Raw genomic sequence first — 20983 nt, 5'->3', positions numbered from 1 at the left:
GCATTCGGGGGCGCTGTCACGTTCCGAATCCGTGTGACAAGGGACACCAGAACCGGAACAGAACGCACGTGTTCGAAGCGTGACAGCACCCCAGTAGTTTCATCACTATCTCTCCAAAGGATCTGTGCCACATGGCAAGCAATCGACCGGCCGCAGAGGCCCAGGTGACCGAGGCAGGACAGTCCCTCGGCACCGGCTCCGCGGTCCTTCCCGGCACCGCACAGCCAGCCACCCCGGGTCATACGGGCATCAAGGCCGGCGGCAGCGTCAAGCGCCCCGGTGACCGCATCTTCGAGTTCCTCTCCACCGCCTCCGCGACCTTCATCACGGTTCTCATCGGAGCGATCGGCGCCTTCCTCATCTGGCGCGCCGTCCCCTCCCTGAACCGCAACGCGGAGGGCTACCTCGGCTTCTTCACCTACACCGGTCCGTGGAACACCGCAAACACCGAGGCGATGCTCTTCGGCATCCCGAACCTCTTCGCGGTGACCGTCCTCATCTCCGTCGTGGCGCTGCTCATCGCCATGCCGGTGGCGCTCGGTATCGCGGTCTTCCTGTCCAACTACGCACCCAAGAAGGCCGTCAAGCCGCTGGGCTACCTCGTCGACATGCTCGCCGCGGTCCCGTCGATCGTCTACGGCCTGTGGGGCTGGCAGGTGCTCGGCCCCTTCCTGTCGGACTTCTACAACTGGTTCCACGGCTGGGCCGGCGGCTTCTTCCTCTTCGCCACCTACTCCAACTCCCCGTCCTTCGCGACGGGCCGTAACATCCTCACCGGTGGCATCGTCCTGGCCGTGATGATCCTCCCGGTCATCGCAGCCACCGCCCGCGAGGTCTTCGTCCAGACCCCGCGCGGCCAGATCGAGGCCGCCCTGGCACTCGGCGCCACCCGCTGGGAGGTCGTCCGCATGACCGTGCTGCCGTTCGGTCTGTCCGGCTACATCTCCGGCTCCATGCTGGGCCTCGGCCGTGCGCTGGGTGAGACCATGGCTCTCTACATGGTCGTCTCCCCGTCCTCGGCATTCCGATTCTCCCTGTTCGACGGCGGCACCACCTTTGCAACCGCGATCGCCAACGCCGCCCCGGAGTTCAACGACGACATTCGCGCCGGCGCCTACATCGCCGCCGGTCTGGTGCTCTTCCTGCTGACCTTCGTCGTCAACTCCATCGCCCGCGCCATCGTGGCCAAGAAGTAGAAGGCGGAGGAAAACACCATGACCAACAACGTCAACACCATCGACCCGGCCTCGACCAAGCTCGGCGGCCAGTCCGCCTTCACCCACATCTCGCAGTCGCGTAAGACCACCAACACGCTGGCCACCATCCTGGTGTACGGCACCATGCTCACCGCGCTCATCCCGCTGGTGTGGGTGCTGTGGACCGTGATCTCCCGCGGCATCAGCCCGATCCTCACCGCCGACTGGTGGACCAGCTCCCAGCAGGGCACGCTCTACCACTCCGCCGGTGGCGGTGCGCTCCACGCGATCATCGGTACGCTCATGCAGGCCGGCATGGCCTCGCTGCTCTCCATCCCGATCGGCATCTTCACCGCGATCTACCTGGTCGAGTACGCGGGCGGCAACCGTCTCGGCCGCATCACGACCTTCATGGTGGACATCCTCACCGGTGTCCCGTCCATCGTCGCCGCACTGTTCATCTTCACCACCTGGATCACCCTCTTCGGCTTCCAGCGCTCCGGTATGGCCGTGGCCCTGTCGCTCGTGCTGCTGATGGTGCCGGTTGTCGTCCGTAACACCGAGGAGATGCTCCGCGTGGTCCCGATGGACCTGCGTGAGGCCTCCTACGCACTGGGTGTGCCGAAGTGGAAGACAATCGCCAAGATCGTCCTCCCGACCGCACTGTCCGGCATCGTCACCGGCGTCATGCTGGCCATCGCCCGCGTCATGGGTGAGTCCGCACCGGTCCTGATCCTCGTCGGCTCCACCCAGGCGCTGAACGTCGATCCGCTGACCGGCCCGCAGTCCTCGCTGCCGCTCATGATGCTCGACATGTTCAAGGCGGGTACCTCCCCGGCCGTCCTGGACAAGCTGTGGGGCGCCGCCCTCACCCTGGTCCTCATCATCGCGGTGCTCAACATCGCCGCCCGTGTCATCTCCGCCAAGTTCTCGGTCAAGCAGTAGCTTCGGCCCGTCGAAAAGCAAGAAACAAGGAGTTACTGATGTCCAAGCTCGAACTGAACGACGTCAACATCTACTACGGTGACTTCCACGCCGTGCAGAACGTCAACCTGCAGATCCCGGCCCAGGCCGTCACCGCCTTCATCGGCCCGTCCGGCTGCGGCAAGTCCACCGTCCTCCGTACCCTCAACCGCATGCACGAGGTCATCCCGGGCGCCTACGTCAAGGGGCAGATCCTCCTCGACGGTGAGGACATCTACGGACCGAAGGTCGACCCGGTCTCCGTCCGCAACACCATCGGCATGGTCTTCCAGAAGGCCAACCCGTTCCCGACCATGTCCATCGAGGACAACGTCGTCGCCGGCCTCAGGCTCTCCGGTGAGAAGAACAAGAAGAAGCTCAAGGAGGTCGCGGAGAAGTCCCTGCGCGGCGCCAACCTGTGGGAGGAGGTCAAGGACCGCCTCGACAAGCCGGGCGGCGGCCTCTCCGGTGGTCAGCAGCAGCGTCTGTGCATCGCCCGCGCCATCGCCGTCGAGCCGGAGGTCCTCCTCATGGATGAGCCCTGCTCCGCCCTCGACCCGATCTCGACCCTGGCCGTGGAGGACCTCATCCACGAGCTCAAGGAGGAGTTCACCATCGTCATCGTGACCCACAACATGCAGCAGGCAGCCCGTGTGTCCGACAAGACCGCCTTCTACTCCCTCGAGGCCACCGGCAAGCCGGGCCGCCTCGTCGAGTTCGGTGACACGAAGAAGATCTTCGAGAACCCGGACCAGAAGGAGACCGAGGACTACATCGCAGGCCGCTTCGGATAGGCGACCTGCCCCCGCTCAAGGTCCGAGCACCGCTGACCGCAGATCAGCACAGTCAACCCGCAGGCCCCTCGTGCACAGCGCACGAGGGGCCTGCGGGCTTTCGTCGTGGGATCCTGGAGTGGGTTACAGCGGGGGACGCTGGTTGCCGCGGTGGGAGAACTGCCGCTCCAGCTCCGCGAAACGGGCCGCCATGTCGGCGTCGGCGCGGTCGCGTTCCTTCTTCTCCCGGTACTCGTCGGTGCTCAGCCCGGTGGTGAGGTAGACGATGCGGGCGGCGACGTTGACGCAGTGGTCCGCGTAACGCTCGTAGTAGCGGGAGAGCAGGGCGACGTCGACCGCCGCGCGGGTGGTGTGCGTCCACTCACGCATGGTGAGCATGGTGAGCATGTACTCGTTGAGGTCGTCGATGGCGTCGTCATCCTCGTTGAGCACGAGCGCGACGTCGGCGTTGGGGTCGACGAGGATGTCGCGGGTCTTCTCGCCCATCTCGTCGACGAGGCGGGCCATCTCCTTGAAGTAGCCGAGGAGCTGGTCCGGCACGGCGTGCTCCGGGTGGCGGCGGCGGGCGGCCTTGGCGATGTGCATGGCCAGGGCACCCATGCGGTCGAAGTCCTCCACGATGTAGATGGAGGAGACGACCTGACGCAGGTCGCGGGCGACCGGCCCCTCGAGGGCGAGGAGCTGGACGGCGCGGTCCTCGCAGCGCTGGCGGATCTCCTCGAGTGCGTCGGCACTGCTGAGGGAGTCCTCGGCGGACTCCAGGGAGACCGTCAGGAGGGCCTCGGAGGCGTTGTGCATGATGGAACGCACCGTGTCGCACATGACGATGAGGTCATGGGCGAAGTTGTCAAGATGTTCACGGTAGGCGATACGCATGGAGACAATCATAAGAGGTGGAGAAGGGAATCGCCTGTCCAGCGCGGGGACACGCTGATGAAAGTCGGACCCGTTATCCGCCGGAGTGCATGATCTCGGCGCCCTCCGGGACGGTGTCGTCCTCGGGATCGTCGAGCCAACCGTCGGGCAGCGCCACCTTCGAGGGGGAGCCCTGACGTCCGCGGGCGCCGTCGGAATCCTCCGCGATGACCTCGGAGTCGGCCCAGGGGGCGAGCAGTTCCCGCAGGTCAGCCAGCGTCGAGATGCGGGCCAGCTGGGAGCGGACCTCGCCGCCGACCGGGAAGCCGCGCAGGTACCATCCCATGTGCTTGCGCAGGTCGCGGCAGGCGTGCTCCTCGCCGTTGTGTTCCGCGAGCAGCTCCGCGTGCCGGATGATGATCCGGGTCACCTCCCCGAGTGTGGGGGTGGGTGGGAGCGGCTCCCCGCGCAGTTCGGCGGAGAGTTCGGCGAACAGCCACGGGCGGCCGAGGCAGCCGCGGCCGACGACGACCCCGTCGCAGCCCGTCTCCTCCATCATGCGGCGGGCGTCGCCGGCGGCGAAGATGTCGCCGTTGCCCAGGACGGGGATGCCGGAACCGTCGAGGTGCTCGACGAGGGCGGTGATCTGGGACCAGTCCGCGGCACCGGAGTAGCGCTGGGCGGCGGTGCGGGCGTGCAGCGCCACGGCGGCAGCGCCCTCCTCGACGGCGATGCGGCCGGCGTCGAGATGCGTGTGGTGCTCGTCGTCGATGCCCACGCGGAACTTCACGGTCACCGGGATATCCGTGCCCTCGGTGGCCCGGACGGCGGCGGCGACGATGTTGCCGAAGAGGCGGCGCTTGTAGGGGAGGGCCGAACCGCCGCCGCGGCGGGTCACCTTGGGGACGGGGCAGCCGAAGTTCATGTCGATGTGGTCGGCCATGTTCTCGTCGACGATCATCTTCGCAGCCTTGTAGGTGTACTCCGGGTCGGTGGTGTACAGCTGCATGCTGCGCGGGTTCTCGTCCGGGGCGAAGGTCGTCATGTGGAGCGTCTTCTCGTTGCGTTCCACGAGGGCGCGGGCGGTGATCATCTCGCAGACGTAGAGGCCGGAGACGGTGCCCGTCTTCTCGATCTCCTGCTCACGGCACAGCGTGCGGAACGCCACGTTGGTGACACCGGCCATGGGGGCCAGTACCACGGGGGAGTTGAGCGTCAGGGATCCGATCTTCACAGTCACAGCCCCCATTCTCCCCCGCGGGGGTGGTAACCCCCAAACCAGGAGCGGTCTTTTCCGGACGTTTCCGCAGTTGGTGCCGTAGAATTAACACAGTTGCGTGCTTTTAGGCGGGATCACGCTATTTCCGCTAATGTGGTCACCGTAACTAAACGGCCCCCAATGTAACCGAGCTGACACTACATCTCCTCGGGCGGGGAGCCGGCCGACAACTCTCACAGACACTGCGGGCCGTGGACACCTATGTCCGGGCCCGGTAATCAGGAGGTACTTCATGTCCGATCGCATCGCCAACGCCCTTCTGCGTGGCAAGGTCATGTCCGCTGACGAGGCTGCACAGTTCATCGACCACGGTGACAAGGTCGGTATGTCCGGCTTCACCGGTGCTGCCTACCCGAAGGCGCTCCCGACCGCGATCGCCAACCGTGCCAAGGAGGCACAGGCCAAGGGCGAGACCTACAAGATCGACGTCTACACCGGCGCCTCCACCGCCCCGGACTGTGACGGCGTCATGGCTGAGGCCGGTGCGATCAACTACCGCATGCCGTACCAGTCGGACCCGGTCATGCGTAACGCCATCAACTCCGGCGAGATGAAGTACCAGGACATCCACCTGTCCCACTCCGGCCAGTACGTGGAGCACGGCTTCTTCGGCCAGCTGGACGTGGCCGTCGTCGAGGCGACCCGCATCACCGAGGAGGGCCACCTGATCCCGTCCTCCGGTGTCGGCAACAACGTCGACTACCTGGACGCCGCCAAGAAGATCATCATCGAGGTCAACGAGTGGCAGTCCGTCGACCTGGAGGGCATGGCCGACGTCTACCGCATCGGTCACCTGCCGAACCGTACCCCGATCCCGATCATCAACTCCGGTGACCGCATCGGCAAGACCTACATCGACATCGACATCTCCAAGGTCGTCGCCGTCGTCGAGACCAACGCCCCGGACCGTAACGCCCCGTTCAAGCCGGTCGACGAGACCTCCCAGAAGATCGCCGGCTACTTCCTCGACTTCCTGGAGGGCGAGGTCAAGGGCGGCCGCCTGGCGTACGACAACTACATCATGCAGTCCGGTGTCGGCAACGTCCCGAACGCCGTGATGGCCGGCCTGCTGGATTCCAAGTTCGAGAAGATCGAGGCCTACACCGAGGTCATCCAGGACGGCATGGTCGACCTGATCGACGCCGGCAAGATGACCGTCGCGTCCGCCACCTCCTTCTCCCTCTCCCCGGAGTACGCCGAGAAGATGAACGCGGAGGCCAAGCGCTACCGCGAGTCGATCATCCTGCGTCCGCTGCAGGTGTCCAACCACCCGGAGGTCATCCGCCGCGTGGGCCTGATCTCCTCCAACGGCATGATCGAGGCCGACATCTACGGCAACATCAACTCCACCCACGTCGCCGGCCAGCGCATCATGAACGGCATCGGCGGTTCCGGTGACTTCACCCGTAACGCGCGCATCTCCACCTTCATCTCCCCGTCCGACGCCAAGGACGGCGCGATCTCCTCGATCGTCCCGTTCGCGTCGCACATCGACCACACCGAGCACGACGCCATGGTCGTCATCACCGAGTACGGTGTCGCCGACCTGCGTGGCCTGGCTCCGCGTGACCGTGTCGCCAAGATGATCTCCGTCGCGCACCCGTCCTACCGCCCGCTGCTCGAGGAGTACGTCGAGCGTGCGAACAAGTCCAAGTTCCAGCAGACCCCGCACGACCTGGCAACCGCGTTCTCCTTCCACCAGCGCCTGCTGGAGACCGGTTCCATGCAGAAGTAGCACCTGCCGCTTGTCGACGACACCCCCGTCACCCGCATCACCGCGGGCGGCGGGGGTTCGCCGTTCCCGGGGGTCACTCGGCGACGAGGACCTCACCCCGGACGGTGCCCCAGGCGACACGGACGACGGCGCCGAGGACGATGCCGGTGGCGGCGGCCAGGGCGATGACCGCCAGGGCGGCGTGGAAACCGGAGCCGGTGGCGCCGGCCATCGCGACGGTGACGGTGGCGACGGTGGCCACGGGGAAGGTGTAGGCGAGGATCGGCAGGGAGAAGGGCAGTCGCACCAGGCGGGGGACCTGGCTGAGCAGCAGGAGGGCGAAGAACACGGCGGCGGCGTGCAGGATGACGCCGACGGGGTCGGCGAGGTGGCCCGTGAGCTGCTGCCAGGACAGGGCGATGACCGACGGCGGGGCCAGGAAGATGGCGATCGTCGGGGTCAGCTTCGTCGGCAGCGGGTTGTCGTGGACGAGGACGCGGTTGAGCAGCATCGGCCACAGCCCCAGCCAGAAGATGACGCCGATGCCGAAGGAGAACCAGGCCAGCTCCAGGTTGCCCACGGTGGGGGCGGCCAGCGGCGTGACCACGTTGCCGACGATGGGGATCAGCCACGCCGGGGTCATGGTGTCGCGGTTGATGTCCTTCCGGCCGAACCAGGAGCTGATGACGTAGAGGGTGGCCACGAGGTGGCCGACCGCGCCGGTCCACCACAGGCCCCGGGCGAGGGCGGGGGCGATGTCGCTGAAGCCGGTGGCGAGGAGCAGCAGGGAGATGGTGATCGTCGGCACGAAGGCCATGCGGATCGGGTGGGTGACGTCCGCGCGGACGGCGTCGGGGTGGCGGATGAGCTTGGCCAGGTAGGCGCCGGCGACGAGGAGGAAGACGGCGACCGTCACGCCGAAGAGGATGTGCCAGGGCCAGGAGGGGAGGTCCCAGACGAGGGCGGCGCGTCGCCAGGCGAGGGACAGGCCGCCGAGGCCCATGACGGCGGCGAAGAGGGGGACCGGGACGTGTCGGAGGAGGGAGTGGGTGTCGCTCACTGCGGCCTTTCTGGTGGGGTGCGAAAACGCCCCGCTGCTCGGGGAGCACCGGGGCGTCGATAAGCGGGGGTTACTTCTGGATGGCCTTCTCGACGGTCTCCTCGTCGATCGCCTTCGTGCAGAAGAACCAGTCGACGCACTCGACGTCCTCCTCGCCACCGGTCATGCGGTTCTCGGCGACGCCGCAGGAGCCGGCGGTCGGCACGATGACGCGCTCACCCGGACGCCAGTCGGCGGGGGTGGCGACGTTGAACTCGTCGGCGGTCTGCAGGGCCTTGACCACGCGCAGGATCTCGTCGAAGTTACGGCCGGTCGACAGCGGATAGTAGAGGATGGTGCGGACCTTGGCCTCGGGGTCGATGATGAAGACCGCGCGGACGGCGGAGGTCTCGGCCTCGCCCGGCATGATCATGCCGTACTTGCGGGAGACGTTCATGGACACGTCGTCGATGAGGGGGAACTTGACGTCCACGTTCTTCCAGCCGCGGAACTCCATCTTCTCGCGGATGGTGCGCAGCCAGGCGATGTGGCTGTACAGGCCGTCCACGGAGACGCCGACCAGCTCGGTGTTGTACTTGCGGAACTCGTCCTCCATGACCGCGAAGGTCATGAACTCGGAGGTGCACACCGGGGTGAAGTCGGCGGGGTGGGAGAAGAGGATGACCCACTTGCCCTTGTAGTCGGAGGGGAAGTTGACCGGGCCCTGGGTGGACTCGGCGGTGAACTCCGGAGCTGCGTCTCCGATGCGGGGCATGTGGTAGGTCTGCTGGGTGTCGGTGGTGGTCTCGGTCATGAGATCGCTCCTTCTCGGGGTGGGGGAAATGGGATTTATCGATACCCTATGGGGTATACCTCAATGGTAGCAATATTGGCTGCAGCTGTCAATGGATTTGGAAAAGAGTGACGTACCTATCAATCCTCGTGGGTGACCACGACGACGGTCCGCTCCGCCCGCTGACCCGGCAGAGGACCCCCGGTGAGCATCTCCAGCAGCGGGCCGGCGTCGGCGGCGGTGATGTGGGCGGTGGGTTCGTCGAGAAGCAGCACCGGAGTCTCCGAACACAGCGCCCGGGCCAGCAGCAGACGACGCCGCTGCCCGGAGGACAGCGACCCCGCGCCGTCGGCGAGCTCGAGATCCAGGCCGCCCGCCGCCTCCAGCCAGGGGCGCAGACCGACGGCTTCGAGCGCCTCCCACATGACCTCCTCGGTGACGTCCGGGTTGGCCACGCGCAGGTTCTCCCGCACGGTGGTGGCGAAGATCCACTCGTCCTCGGTGTGCACCCGCACCATCCGGCGGCGCAGCTCCGGATCCGGCGAACCGCCCAGCGTCACCACCCCCGCGGCCGGCTCCAGCAACCCGGCGAGGGTGAGCAGCAGCGTCGTCTTGCCGCAGCCGCTCGGCCCCCGGATGACCTGCCGCGCGCCGGGCGCGAGGTCGAGGTTCCACGTGCGGTCGCCCCACGCGCAGCGCAGGTCAGCGGCGTGCAGGGCCTCCGGCTCCCCGCTTGCCGACGTCCCCCCGTCCACCGCCGCCGTTGTCTCCGTCGTCTCCGGTGCGTGCGGCGAGAGCAGGGCGGACAGGCGGCGTTCCGCCGCGGCCGCCTCATCGGCGTGGATGGCGGCGGCGGCCAGCGGCCCGTGCGCCTCGAAGGCGGCCAGCGGCAGCATGATGAGCATGCCCAGCCACGTGGGGTCGCCGGTGTAGCTGAGGGCACCGATGGCCAGCAGCACCACCACGGTGACACCCGTGGTCCACGCCTCGGCGGCGGCGGCCGGGGCCAGCGGCCTCTCGGCGGCCACCCGCGCGCGGCTGCTGCGGGTGGAGGCGTCCGCGGCCTGCGCGGTACGGGCCTCGCCGAGGCCGGCGGCCTCGAACTCGACGCGGTGGTCGAGGACCCGGTCGAGCTCCACGGCCCACTCGTCGTCGGCCTCGCTGCGGCGCGCCGTGCGGGCGGCGCGGACCGCCAGGCGGGGGATGAGCAGGCCGGTGACCAGGTAGGCCACGGCCAGGGTCAGCCCGGCGAGCGGGTGCAGCCAACCGGCGGCGAGCACCGCCGCGACGGAGAGCACCACGGCCACGCCGCGCGGGACGAGGGAGCGGACGATGAGGTCGGTGATGCGTTCGGCGTCCGCGACCAGGGCGACAAGACCGTCGCCGCGGGTGCGGGTGTGGCCGTCCCGCACGAGCGAGGAGAACAGCCGCGACCGCAGGGTGGCCAGGGCGTCGAGTGCCAGCCGGTGGGACACCAGCCGGTCGAGGTAGCGGAACACCGCCCGCGAGATGCCCAGTGCGCGGACCGCGGTGATGGCCACCGACAGGTCGAGCACCGGCGGCATCTCCCAGGCGCGGGTGATGAGCCAGCCCGAGAGCACCGTCAGGCTCAGCGCCGAGAGCAGCGTGACCGCCCCGGCGAGGATCGAGAGGACGAGGTCGCGGCGGCGGACGCCGGCGAGGTGGAGCATGGTCGGCATGGTCGGCCGGGTCGGAAGAGTCACAGCGTCACCACCTGATCGGCGATGTCGAGGATGCGGGGGTCGTGCGACGCGACGACGACGGTGTCGCCGGCGGCCGCCCGGTCGCGCAGCAGCCTCCCGAGCTCGATGACGAGCTCGGCGTTGAGGTGGGCGGTGGGTTCGTCGAGAAGCAGCAGGTGCGGCTCACCGGAACCGCGCGCCAGGGTGCGTGACACCGCCAGGCGCTGCCCCTGACCGGCGGAGACGCCCGCCCCGTGGGCGCCGATCTCCCGGTCGAGGGGCACCCCGATGTCGACTCCGGTGTCCGTCGGCGGGGCACCCAGCAGGGCGAGGTTGGTGGCCACCGTGCCGGGCACGAGGACCGGGCGCGCCGGGAGGAAGGAGATCAGCTCCGAGGCGGGGGCCTCGATCCGGCCCTCGACCAGCCCGGCGGGCAGGACACCCAGGGCGGCGAGGAAGACCGTCGACTTGCCCGAGCCGTTGGGGCCGTGGAGGACGGTGACCTCGCCCGGCGCGGCGTCGAAGGAGAGTCCGTGCGGTGTCACGCCGTCGCGGCCGCGCACCGAGAGGTCCTCGATGCGGAGGCCGACCCCCGGCACCCGCTCCGGGAGGAAGGGGGTGGGGGAGGGGGCGTCGACGAGTTCGAGGACCTCCTCGACGGCCGCGAGACCGTCGACCGCGGCGTGGAAGCTCGTGCCGACCTGCCGGACCGGGTTGTAGACTTCCGGGATGATGATGAGTGCGATGAGGCCGGCGGCGAGGGTGAGGCCGCCGTCGAGAAGCCGCAGTCCGATGCCGACCGCGACGAGCGCGACGGACAGCGTCGCGATGAACTCCAGGGCGAAGGACGACAGGAACGCCAGCTTGAGCACGGACATCGTGGCGTTCGCGTGCCGACGCCCCGCCGCCTCCACCTCCCGCGCCGGGCCCGCCGTGTTGCCCAGCGCGCGGAGCGTGAGCGCCCCGGAGAGCAGGTCCGCCAGTTGTCCGCCGAGGGCGGCGGTGATGCGCAGGCGGCGTTCGGTGTGCGCGCGGGTGAGGGTGCCGATGAGGATCATGAACACCGGGATGAGCGGCAGCGTCACCAGCGCCAGGAACCCCGAGACGGGGTCCGCCCAGAACACCACCGCCAGTGCGGCCGGCGTGGCCAGCACGACCGCGACCAGGGCGGGCAGGAACTCGCTGAGGTAGGGGCGGAAGTCATCCAGACCCGAGGTGAGCACCGTGCGCCAGTGCCCGGACTGCTCCTGCACCGCGCGGGGGTCACGGTGACGCAGCGCCTGCAGCGCCGCGGACCGCAGCGTGTCGACGGTCGCGCCGACCCCCTCCGCGGACCAGCGCTGCGCCACCCAGGCGACCCCGCCGTGGGCGAGGACGACCGCCAGCAGCGCGGGCAGCACCCAGCCCGGCAGGGCCCGCTCCACGATGAGCTCGGCCGCACCCCACCCGAGCAGCACGCCCCGGGCCAGGACGAGCACCGTCGTCAGGGCCTGGGCCGCACCCGCCCGGAGGATCAGCCGCCGGACCGGGGGCGCCAGCCGCAGCAGGCGCGGGTCGACCGGGGCGCGGCGGGCACTCCCGGTGGCCATCAGGCGCGGATGCGCTGACGGAAGGACCAGTAGGTCCAGCCCTGGGCGATGAGCACGACCGGCACCAGGAAGAGTGCCGCCCAGGACATGATCTTCAGCGTGTAGTCGGAGCTGGAGGAGTTCCAGATGTCGAGGCTGACGCCGTCGGCCAGCGTGGTCGGCATGAGGTACGGGAACATCGCGCCGAAGATGAGCGCGCCGAGGCCCAGCACGGCGACGAAGGTGGCGGTGAACGCCAGGCCGTCCCGGCCACGCAGCAGCAGAACCACGGTGAGCAGCAGGCAGGCCAGCGTCACGGCCACCGCGATCCAGGTCTCCGGGCGGCCGTGGGACAGCTGCAGCCACAGGGCGAAGCCGCCGACCAGGAGGATCACCGGGGCGGTGAGGAGACGGCCGAGGCGGTGGGCGTCGGCACGCAGGGGACCCGCGGTCTTCAGCCCCAGGAACGTGGCGGCGTGCAGGGCGAAGACCCCCACGAACGCCAGGCCGCCGAGCAGGCCGAGGGGGTTGAGGAGCTGGACGAGGCCGTCGAGACCCGAGGGGATCTGCCGGGCCGCGTCGACCGGCACACCGCGCACGAGGTTCGCGAACGCCACGCCCCACAGGATCGCCGGCACCCAGGAACCGATGCCGATGCCGATGTCGGAGTAACGGCGCCACTGCGGCGTGTCCACCTTCGTGCGCCACTCCAGCGACACACCACGGATGATGAGGGCCAGCAGGATGAGCAGCAGTGGCAGGTAGAAACCGGAGAACATCGTCGCGTACCACTCCGGGAACGCGGCGAACAGCGCACCACCGGCGGTGATGAGCCACACCTCGTTGCCGTCCCACACAGGGCCGATGCTCTGGACCGCCGCGTCACGACGCCGCGCGCGTTCCTCCTTGTCCTCCCCGCGGCCGAGGAAGGGCAGGAGCATGCCGACGCCGAAGTCGAAACCCTCGAGGGCGAAGTACCCGAGGAAGAGGACGGCGATGAGGATGAACCACAGGGTCTGCAGATCCATGACTACTTCTCCTTCTCGGTGGTGCCGGTGGCGGTGGCTGTGTCGTTGGCGCCGCGGGTGCTGAAACTCAGGGGCTCGAGCTCCTGCTCCTTCGGGCCGTAGGTGTCGGCCGCGATGTTCTCGGACGCGCCGACCGGGAGCGGCCCGACCAGGGTGTGACGGCGCATAAGCCAGAACCACACGACGGCCAGGGCACCGTAGAGGAGGGTGAAGGAGATGAGCGAGGTCCACACCGTCGCGATGGAGTGGTTGGAAACGCCGAAATCGACGATCATGTGGATCTCGTTCTCCATGTTCGGGGCGTCGGGACCGAAGCTGACGTTCGGGTGCACGATCCACGGCTGACGGCCCATCTCGGTGAAGATCCAGCCGAAGGAGTTCGACAGGAACGGGAAGGGGATCGCCGCCAGGGCACCCCACGCGAACCACTTGTTCGTGCTGACGCGGCCCTTGCGTGTGAGCCAGAAACCGACGACCACAAGAATGAGTGAGACCGCCATCAGGCCGATCATCAGACGGAAGGACCAGTAGGTGACGAACAGATTCGGGGTGTAGTTGCCTGGGCCGTAGATGGTCTCGTAGTGGGCCTGCAGATCCGTGACGCCCTGCAGGGTGACGCCGGTGAAGGAGCCGGCCGCGAGGAAGGGCAGCACCCACGGCACGGAGAAGATCTCGATGACCGAGTCACAGTCGTTGAAGGTGGAGATCGCCAGGATGGAGAACCACGGGTCCTCCTCCGTGTGGCACAGCGCCTCGGCGGAGGCCATCTTCATCGGTTGGTACTCGAACATGAGCTTCGCCTGCAGGTCCCCTGTGATCGACAGGCCAATCGCGGCGATGATGATCACCCAGAGACCCATCCGCAGAAGGGGACGCCACAGGGTGGCGGCGTCGTCTTCTCCTGAAGCGGACAGCTCGGCTGCATGGAGGCGGGAGCGCACCATCCAGAAGGCGCTGATGCCGGCGATGAAGGTGCCCGACACCAGGAAGGCGCCGGTCACGGCGTGCGGGAACGCGGTGAGGGCGATCGGGTTGGTGAGCAGCTCGCCGATGTTGATGAGCTCCGCGCGGCCGGTCTCCGGGTTGTAGGCCGCGCCGGTCGGGCGCTGCATGAAGGAGTTGGCCACGATGATGAAGTAGGCCGACACGTTGACGGCGACGGCCACCATCCAGATGGAGAGCAGGTGCAGGATCTTCGGCACGCGGCCCCAGCCGAAGATCCACACGCCGAGGAAGATCGACTCGATGAAGAAGGCGGCCAGACCCTCCAACGCCAGTGGGGCGCCGAAGACGTCGCCGACGAAGCGTGAGTACTCACTCCAGTTCATGCCGAACTGGAACTCCTGCACGATGCCGGTGACCACGCCCATGGCGAAGTTGATCAGGAACAGGACCCCGAAGAACCGGGTCGCCCGGTACCAGTGGTCCTTGCCCGTGACGTGCCAGGCGGTCTGCATGGCGGCCACCAGGGGTGCGAGGCCGATGGTCAGTGGGACGAAAATGAAGTGGTAGACGGTGGTGATACCGAATTGCCACCGGGAGACATCTACGAGATCTAGTTCCACAGCGGATACCTTTCCGGTCCATGCGACGATCCGGTCGGCTTGTGGCGGCCCGTGACTGTGGCATGGCCCGATGAGAACGGGGGAGGTTACCCAAACAGTCGGTCAGGTCACCCTGAATGGTTCCATGATGTGACCCGTCTCCTATGTGGCATACCCTTTTAAGGGGGTAGATAAAAGGATGGATGGGCACCCCGGTCGCCTGATTTCACCCTTGTGACCAGGCGTTTCATTTGTGTCCGGAAGGGGCGGGGGTAGCGGGGGTGGTCTGGCCACATCGTGTCGTCGGGCCGTCGGCGGGCGGTCGGACATCGGCGCCGAGGGGCATCGGGGGGCGACGCTGGCCGGACAAAAAGGAACCCGGAAAAGGAAACGTCACCCGTTCCCGGTGGCCGTTCCTGTGCCCGTGCCGGGCAGTTTTCGCTGTCGACACCCCGGCGACTACTATCTGAGCCACGGGCCTCTAGCTCAGTTGGTAGAGCTACGGACTTTTAATCCGCAGGTCGCGGGTTCGAGCCCCGCGGGGCCCACCATCACCGAGAGGGCCTCCCACCAGTGGGAGGCCCTCTCGTCACGTCCACACGCGGTGGCAGTGGCTCAGGCGCTGAGATCGCGGCGTCGGAAAGCAACGGCGCCGAGCAGCGCCAGGGCCACGCCCCCGAGCGAGAGCACGGTGACACCGAGCCACTGCACGTCCGTCGCCGGATGCTGGCCCGTGTGCTGGAAGGGGGAGAGGTTGAGCCAGGCCTGGCTCAGATCCAGCATCGGGCCGAAGAAGATGAGGACCGTACCCACGACGTAGAGCACCCACACCAGGCCGATGAGGCGGGGTGCCAGGCCGTACAGGGCCACCGCCAGGCCGAGGAAGAACCACACCGTGGAGAACTGCACGGCGTGGCCCAGCAGCGTCGGGGCGAACAGTGACCCGTCGCCGGTGACCAGGACGGCCCCCAGCCCCTCGCCGAGGCCGGCGAGCACCGCCAGCCACACCGCCCCCAGTGCGGTGACCGTCACCCAGGACAGCACCCACTGCGCCCGGCCTACGGCGGTGGCCAGCACGGCCTCGGTGTGGCCCTCGGTCTCCTGGGAGCGCAGCGACTGCACGGCGAGGACCGCGAACACCGCGAACATGACGCCGAAGTAGACGGACATGAAACCGAGGTAGCCGTTGACGAAGGCGTCCGCGGCACCGTCACCGCCCATGACCGCGAGCATCTCCGGGGGCAGGGAGTCGGCGACGTCCGCCATGGAGTCCGTGAATGCCCCGAGGAGCAGCCCGGTGAGGAAGATGGCCACGGACCAGCCGAGGAGGGCACCGCGCTGGAGCCGGTACGCCAGCGCCAGGGGAGTGCCCAGCCAGGAGGGGGCGCGCTCCCGGCCCAGGCGGTCCGCCAGGACGCCGGCCCCGAAGTCGCGCCGGGAACGCAGCAGGTACCCCAGCCCGGCGCCGACGGCGGCGAAGAGCAGCGGGAATACCAGGGGCCACCAGCGGTCGAGGGTGTAGGGGGCGGTCTGCTGGGCCCAGCCGAGGGGCGAGAGCCAGGACAGCCAGGCGAGGTCACCGCCCTGGCTGCGGGACATGTCGCCGATGCCACGCACCAGGAAGGCCACCGCCAGCACGACGCCCGCGAGGGCCGTGCAGGTGCGGGAGTAGGGCGAGAGCTGCGCCGTGGTGGCGGCGACGCCGGCGAAGGCGACGCCCACCGCCGCGATGGACGCCGTGAACAGCGCGGTCGAGCCGACACCGGGCGCGGGTTCGAGAGGGGCGACGAGGATGATGCCGGTCATCGTCACGGCGACCAGGACGTTCATCAGCACCGCGAGGAGGAGGGCGGCGGTGAGCTGGGCGTGGCGGCCGACGACGTCGGCGAGCACCAGTTCGCCGCGTCCGGACTGCTCCTCGACGCGGGTGTGCCGGGAGAGGGTGGTCATCGACATCAGGGCCGCGCCCAGCATGAGGTACGCGCCGTAGAGGCCGGCGAAGAAGCGGGGGATGGTGATGGCGTCGAAGCCGTAGCCGGGACCGCCGATGAGGGCCATCACCGGGGTGGCGGCCATCTGCGCCATGCCAGGGAGCGACTCCTCGTCGAGGACGGTGCCCAGGGCGGTGGAGATGTACAGGGCCATCAGGCCCATGCCCAGCACCCACAGCGGCAGGCGCAGCCGGTCACGTCGGAGCATGAACCGCAGCAGGGTGCCGGTACCGGTCAGGGTGCTCACGGCTGGTCCACCCCGTCCGGGGTGTCGCCGTAGTGGCGCAGCAGGAGACGTTCCAGTGAGGGCGGCGTCGCGGTGAGTGCGCGCACCCCCAGCGTGGCCAGTTCCTGCATGACGGCGGGCAGGTGGGCGGCATCGACGTCGAAACGCACCTGCTCACCCTCCCGGTGGGCGTTGTGGATGCCCTCGTGCCGGACCAGCTTCTCCGTCGGACGGTCGGTGAGGACGGTGACCACGGTGCGGGAGAGGTGCCGCATGTCCAGCAGCGTGCCGGTCTCCACGACGCGCCCCTTCCGGATGATGGAGATCCGGTCCGCCAGCGCCTCCACCTGCGAGAGGATGTGGCTGGAGAGCAGCACCGTCGTGCCGCGGGCGCAGGCCTCGCGGATGAGCTCCTGGAACACCGCCTCCATGAGGGGGTCGAGTCCGGACGTGGGTTCGTCGAGAAGCAGGAGGTCGACGTCGGCGGACAGTGCCGCGATGAGCGCCACCTTCTGTCGGTTGCCCTTGGAGTAGGTGCGTCCTTTGCGGCGGGGGTCGAGGTCGAAACGGTCGATGAGGTCGTCACGGCGCCGCTGGTTGACGCGCCCCCGCAACCGGCCGAACAGGTCGATCGCCTCACCGCCGGTCAGGTTCGGCCACAGCTCGACGTCGCCGGGGACGTAGGCCAGGCGGTGGTGGAGGTCGACGGCGTCGCGCCAGGGGTCGGCGCCGAGGACGCGGACCCGGCCGGAATCATGTCGCAGCACCCCCAGCAGGACGCGGATCGCCGTCGATTTACCCGAGCCGTTGGGTCCGAGGAAACCGTGCACCTCCCCCGTCCGCACACTCAGGTCGAGCTCGTCCAGCGCCCGCACGGAGCCGAAGCTCTTGGTCAGGCCGACTGCTTCCACGGCAAGGGTGTCCATGCGTCCCAGAGTAGTTTTGACGGGCATGACCTTCTACTACGACAGGGACTGTGGTTTCTGCCGCGCTGCGGCGCAACGTCTGGTGGGTCTCGCCCCGCTTGTCGACGTCGCCCCGCTCCCCCTCCGCCACCACGCCGTGTTCCGCTCCGCAGGCGGCGACGAACTCGGCCACCGCGCCATCGGGTCCGCCCTGGTGGCCGGCGGGGGAGCGTGGTGGGTGCGCGCGGCCGGCCGGATCCTGCTGCTGCGGGGCCTGGACCGACTGTGGTCCGGGAGCTACCGGTGGGTGGCCGCGAATCGGGGGCTGGTCTCCCGCCTCACCGGCCTGCGGTAGGGATACTGGAGGTGTGACTGAGCAGACTGTGAGCGAGAAGTCGACCGGGAATGCGACCGTCCGCGTCCGCGGGGCGGTCCCCGACGTGCCACGCGAGACGTGGTGGCAGCGCCTGTGGACACCGTTCTGGATGATCCCCGCGGTGAGCGTCATCGCGGCGGTCGTCCTCGGTGTGCTCCTGCCCTCCTATGAGGCCAGGGACGCCGGCGACCCTCTCCGTTTCGCCTTCGAGGGCGGCCCCGACGCGGCCCGCGAGGTGCTCGGCGTCATCGCCTCGGCGACGATCTCGGTGACGGGTCTGGTCTTCTCCATCACGCTGGTCGTGCTGCAGCTGGTCAACAGCTCCTTCAGCCCCCGCATGATGGACGGTTTCCTGCGCAGCCGCACCGTCCAGGGGACGCTGGCGATCTGGCTGTCCACCTTCGTGTTCGCCCTCACCGTCACCCGCTACGTGTGGAACAGCCGCGAGGGGGACGACGGTTTCGTGCCGCGTCTGTCCGTGACCGTGGCCTTCGTCATGGTGCTGACCTGCCTGGGTTTCTTCCTGGCGTTCATCCGGCACATCCTCTCCTCGATGAAGGTGGCCAACGCGGTGAGCGCCATCGGCCAGGAGACCCTCGCCCTGGCGAAGAAGATGTACCTCGTGCAGGAGGGGGATGCGTCGCTGGAACAGGGGCCGACGTGGTCACCGCGTCCGGGCGACGCCCGTCAGCCGGTGGCGACCACGGAGACCGGCTCCATCGTGTGGTTCGACTACCGGCGCCTGCTGAACTGGGCGACGGAGAATGACGCGGTCATCACGGTGGACCGCCGCGTCGGCGAGCACATCGTCGAGGGGCAGTGCGTCATGCGCGTCTGGTGGGACGGTGAGCTCACGGAGGAGGACCGGAAGCACCTCAACGCGGCGGTGGGGGTGCGCATGGAACGAACGCTCACGCAGGACGTCGGTTTCGGGCTGCGGCAGCTCGTCGACATCGCCGACCGCGCACTGTCCCCCGGCACCAACGACCCGACCACCGCCGTCCAGTCGGTCCAGGAGCTGCACCGCGTGCTGCGTTACCTGGTCACCTGCATTGAGCCGAGCCCCTACATCGCGGAGGACGGCGGCGACATCGTGGGCCGGCCGGTCCGGATCGTCCATCTCCCGCAGGAGATCACCACCCTCATCGAGGAATCCGTCACCGAGGTCCACCTCTACGCGGAGGGGTCCGCCCAGGTGCCGCAGGCGCTGCGGTCCATGGTGGAGGATCTTCTCGACGCCACCGTGCCCCGCTACCGCTCCACCCTGGAGCGGCTGCGGGCGCTGCTGGCCGAGGAAGCGGAGGAATCTGAGGAAGCGGACTCCTAGGACTTCACCATCTTCTGGATGGCCTTCATGGCCTCGGCGATCTTCGCCTCCGCGGCCTCACCGTCGGCCTTGGCGGCCCCGGTGACGCAGTGGGCGATGTGGTCCTGCAGCAGGGCGAGGGCGACGTTCTCCAGCGCGGAGGTCACCGCGGACACCTGGGTGAGGATGTCGATGCAGTACTGATCCTCGTCGATCATGCGGTGGATGCCGCGGGTCTGCCCCTCGATGCGCTTGAGGCGGGCGAGGTACTTCGACTTGTTTTCGTTGTAGCCGTGGACGTGGGGCTCATGGCACGAGCAGGTGTCGTGGTCGTTCATGCCCTCAGGGTAGCCGACGCCGCCCCGGGGAGGCGTCGGCAAAACCGTGCGGAACCAGCGGTTTTGATCTTTCATGGCGATGAAGTAACATCTGTAGCCAGTCGCACGTCCCAGAGCCCTTCTGGCGAAAAGACTGGCCCCCATCGTCTAGTGGCCTAGGACACCGCCCTTTCACGGCGGCGACACGGGTTCGAATCCCGTTGGGGGTGCTGAGGTTCTGAACCTCGGATGCAAGAGAATATGGCCCTGTGGCGCAGTTGGTTAGCGCGCCGCCCTGTCACGGCGGAGGTCGCGGGTTCGAGCCCCGTCAGGGTCGCCAGTGTCAACAGGCCCCGGCAGCTTCCATGAGGAAGCCGCCGGGGCCTGTTTTCTTTTCCTCACACAGTGTTTTCCGATGCTTTCCGACGCCCGTCCAGCCCCCGGGCACCCTCCCGCAAAACAGCTCCCCAACTGGCGATTTGTGGTTAATGACAAGCTCTGTGTAGAGTTACATCTCGTGCAACGGAGCAAGCCGCAAGGCAGGTCCGAAACACAGAGAAGAAGTACAAAAGAATATGGCCCTGTGGCGCAGTTGGTTAGCGCGCCGCCCTGTCACGGCGGAGGTCGCGGGTTCGAGCCCCGTCAGGGTCGCAGAGATTGTTCTTTGTGACAGTCTTCGGCCAGATAGCTCAGTCGGTAGAGCGTCCGCCTGAAAAGTGGAAGGTCGCCAGTTCGATCCTGGCTCTGGCCACAATCAAGCCCCCTCCCGGTCCACACCGGGACGGGGCTTTTTTGCTGCCCGCAACCGGACCGCGGGGAGGGGTAGGGTGTGACGGAATGAGCATCGACCGGGACCTGGACGACTATCTCGAGCAGCGGGGCATCACCCCCAGCGCCGAGGTCGTCCCCGACCACGCCTGCCAGATCTTCGAGGAGGCGACCCCGGACACCGGGACCGCTGTGGGGGAGCTGGACGACGCCAGGGAGCTCGTGGAGAGGCTGCTGGGCCAGCCAGGCACCGCAGGCTCATCCGGTGCACGAGGTGGCCTGGGCGGGGCATAATTGGGTGCCATGAACGACACCAACACCAATTCCACCGACTCCTACGATATCTCCCACAACGAGGCGAAGCAGCGCTTCGTCATCTCCGTGGACGACCGGGAGGTCGGCTACGCCTCCTACGTCCGCCACGGTGGCCTACTGGACTTCCACCACACCGTGGTGGACCAGGCCTACCGCGGACGTGCGCTGTCCACCCCGCTCATCCGCGAGGCCCTCGACTGGGCCCGGGAGGAGGGGGCGCGGGTGCGCCCGAGCTGTTCCGCGGTCGAGCACTTCATCAGCAAGAACGAGGAGTACCGCGACCTCGTCGGGTGACGTCGGGCA

At 68.1% G+C, this 20983-nt stretch carries 19 protein-coding genes and 5 tRNA genes; 13 read left to right on the top strand and 11 right to left on the bottom strand.

Annotated elements, in window-relative coordinates; translation table 11 throughout:
* Positions 1-131 precede the first annotated feature (131 nt).
* The 3 genes from pstC to pstB are packed head-to-tail and all read left to right on the top strand — an operon-like array spanning position 132 to position 2953.
* Complete coding sequence (pstC, locus tag B842_RS11025; protein WP_040086689.1) at positions 132-1196, top strand: phosphate ABC transporter permease subunit PstC; 1065 nt, start codon at positions 132-134, stop codon at positions 1194-1196.
* Positions 1197-1214: 18 nt separating this feature from the next.
* Positions 1215-2141: a phosphate ABC transporter permease PstA gene (gene pstA / locus B842_RS11020; RefSeq protein ID WP_040086687.1), complete on the top strand. Its 927-nt coding sequence runs from the start codon at positions 1215-1217 to the stop codon at positions 2139-2141.
* Between the two features lie 38 nt (positions 2142-2179).
* Positions 2180-2953 (top strand): phosphate ABC transporter ATP-binding protein PstB, encoded by a 774-nt coding sequence (pstB, locus tag B842_RS11015; RefSeq protein ID WP_040086685.1) that lies wholly within the window; start codon positions 2180-2182, stop codon positions 2951-2953.
* A gap of 123 nt (positions 2954-3076) precedes the next feature.
* Here the strand turns inward: pstB and phoU are convergent, their stop codons facing one another.
* Together phoU and dusB are read right to left on the bottom strand one after the other, a co-directional pair.
* Positions 3077-3829, bottom strand: coding sequence for a phosphate signaling complex protein PhoU (gene phoU / locus B842_RS11010; RefSeq protein WP_040087636.1), 753 nt, complete (start codon positions 3827-3829; stop codon positions 3077-3079).
* 73 nt (positions 3830-3902) lie between these two features.
* Complete coding sequence (dusB, locus tag B842_RS11005; protein ID WP_082028442.1) at positions 3903-5048, bottom strand: tRNA dihydrouridine synthase DusB; 1146 nt, start codon at positions 5046-5048, stop codon at positions 3903-3905.
* Between the two features lie 271 nt (positions 5049-5319).
* Here dusB and scpC point away from each other — a divergent pair, with 271 nt between their 5' ends.
* On the top strand, positions 5320-6822 hold the full coding sequence (scpC, locus tag B842_RS11000) for a succinyl-CoA:acetate CoA-transferase ScpC (protein ID WP_040086683.1): 1503 nt from the start codon (positions 5320-5322) through the stop codon (positions 6820-6822).
* 73 nt (positions 6823-6895) lie between these two features.
* Here scpC and B842_RS10995 read toward each other — a convergent pair whose 3' ends face one another.
* The 6 genes from B842_RS10995 to B842_RS10970 all read right to left on the bottom strand — a co-directional run bounded on the left by B842_RS10995 (position 6896) and on the right by B842_RS10970 (position 14497).
* Positions 6896-7861 carry an SLAC1 anion channel family protein gene (locus B842_RS10995; protein ID WP_040086681.1) on the bottom strand — a complete coding sequence of 322 codons (966 nt, stop codon included), beginning with the start codon at positions 7859-7861 and terminating at the stop codon, positions 6896-6898.
* Between the two features lie 70 nt (positions 7862-7931).
* Complete coding sequence (locus tag B842_RS10990; protein ID WP_040086679.1) at positions 7932-8654, bottom strand: peroxiredoxin; 723 nt, start codon at positions 8652-8654, stop codon at positions 7932-7934.
* Between the two features lie 119 nt (positions 8655-8773).
* Complete coding sequence (gene cydC / locus B842_RS10985; protein ID WP_082028518.1) at positions 8774-10324, bottom strand: thiol reductant ABC exporter subunit CydC; 1551 nt, start codon at positions 10322-10324, stop codon at positions 8774-8776.
* A gap of 29 nt (positions 10325-10353) precedes the next feature.
* Complete coding sequence (locus tag B842_RS10980; protein ID WP_040086675.1) at positions 10354-11925, bottom strand: ABC transporter ATP-binding protein/permease; 1572 nt, start codon at positions 11923-11925, stop codon at positions 10354-10356.
* Complete coding sequence (cydB, locus tag B842_RS10975; protein WP_040086673.1) at positions 11925-12932, bottom strand: cytochrome d ubiquinol oxidase subunit II; 1008 nt, start codon at positions 12930-12932, stop codon at positions 11925-11927. The genes B842_RS10980 and cydB overlap by 1 nt, the downstream gene beginning before the upstream one ends.
* A 2-nt stretch (positions 12933-12934) precedes the next feature.
* Complete coding sequence (locus B842_RS10970) at positions 12935-14497, bottom strand: cytochrome ubiquinol oxidase subunit I (RefSeq protein WP_040086671.1); 1563 nt, start codon at positions 14495-14497, stop codon at positions 12935-12937.
* Between the two features lie 454 nt (positions 14498-14951).
* Between B842_RS10970 and B842_RS10965 the strand changes: the two genes are divergently transcribed.
* Positions 14952-15027: transfer RNA gene (locus B842_RS10965), tRNA-Lys, on the top strand.
* Positions 15028-15091: 64 nt separating this feature from the next.
* On the opposite strand, the gene B842_RS10960 is transcribed toward B842_RS10965, so the two are convergent.
* Both B842_RS10960 and B842_RS10955 read right to left on the bottom strand, forming a co-directional pair.
* Positions 15092-16714, bottom strand: a complete 1623-nt coding sequence (locus tag B842_RS10960; RefSeq protein ID WP_040086670.1) for an ABC transporter permease — start codon at positions 16712-16714, stop codon at positions 15092-15094.
* Complete coding sequence (locus B842_RS10955; RefSeq protein WP_040086668.1) at positions 16711-17619, bottom strand: ABC transporter ATP-binding protein; 909 nt, start codon at positions 17617-17619, stop codon at positions 16711-16713. Before B842_RS10955 ends, B842_RS10960 begins: the two co-directional genes overlap by 4 nt.
* A 25-nt stretch (positions 17620-17644) precedes the next feature.
* Here B842_RS10955 and B842_RS13265 point away from each other — a divergent pair, with 25 nt between their 5' ends.
* Positions 17645-17953 carry a thiol-disulfide oxidoreductase DCC family protein gene (locus B842_RS13265; RefSeq protein ID WP_052437897.1) on the top strand — a complete coding sequence of 103 codons (309 nt, stop codon included), beginning with the start codon at positions 17645-17647 and terminating at the stop codon, positions 17951-17953.
* 13 nt (positions 17954-17966) lie between these two features.
* Positions 17967-19301 carry a DUF2254 domain-containing protein gene (locus B842_RS10945; RefSeq protein ID WP_052437896.1) on the top strand — a complete coding sequence of 445 codons (1335 nt, stop codon included), beginning with the start codon at positions 17967-17969 and terminating at the stop codon, positions 19299-19301.
* On the opposite strand, the gene B842_RS10940 is transcribed toward B842_RS10945, so the two are convergent.
* Positions 19298-19618 carry a metal-sensitive transcriptional regulator gene (locus B842_RS10940; RefSeq protein WP_040086664.1) on the bottom strand — a complete coding sequence of 107 codons (321 nt, stop codon included), beginning with the start codon at positions 19616-19618 and terminating at the stop codon, positions 19298-19300. The genes B842_RS10945 and B842_RS10940 overlap by 4 nt on opposite strands.
* Before the next feature lie 136 nt (positions 19619-19754).
* On the opposite strand from B842_RS10940, the gene B842_RS10935 reads away from it, so the two are divergent.
* The 6 genes from B842_RS10935 to B842_RS10910 all read left to right on the top strand — a co-directional run bounded on the left by B842_RS10935 (position 19755) and on the right by B842_RS10910 (position 20974).
* Positions 19755-19827, top strand: a tRNA-Glu gene (locus tag B842_RS10935).
* 33 nt (positions 19828-19860) lie between these two features.
* Positions 19861-19937 (top strand) — tRNA-Asp (locus tag B842_RS10930).
* A 237-nt stretch (positions 19938-20174) separates the two neighbouring features.
* Positions 20175-20248 (top strand) — tRNA-Asp (locus B842_RS10925).
* A gap of 27 nt (positions 20249-20275) precedes the next feature.
* Positions 20276-20348 (top strand) — tRNA-Phe (locus B842_RS10920).
* An 86-nt stretch (positions 20349-20434) separates the two neighbouring features.
* The gene (locus tag B842_RS10915) at positions 20435-20659 is read left to right on the top strand and encodes a hypothetical protein (protein ID WP_040086662.1); all 225 of its coding nucleotides are present in this window, start codon (positions 20435-20437) and stop codon (positions 20657-20659) included.
* 9 nt (positions 20660-20668) lie between these two features.
* Positions 20669-20974, top strand: coding sequence for a GNAT family N-acetyltransferase (locus B842_RS10910; protein WP_040086660.1), 306 nt, complete (start codon positions 20669-20671; stop codon positions 20972-20974).
* Positions 20975-20983: the final 9 nt, after the last annotated feature.

It is taken from the genome of Corynebacterium humireducens NBRC 106098 = DSM 45392, assembly GCF_000819445.1.
Taxonomy (GTDB): Bacteria; Actinomycetota; Actinomycetes; order Mycobacteriales; family Mycobacteriaceae; genus Corynebacterium; species Corynebacterium humireducens.
The sequence above is the reverse complement of the archived record's forward strand: the minus strand, read 5'-3'. Positions and strand labels throughout refer to the sequence as shown.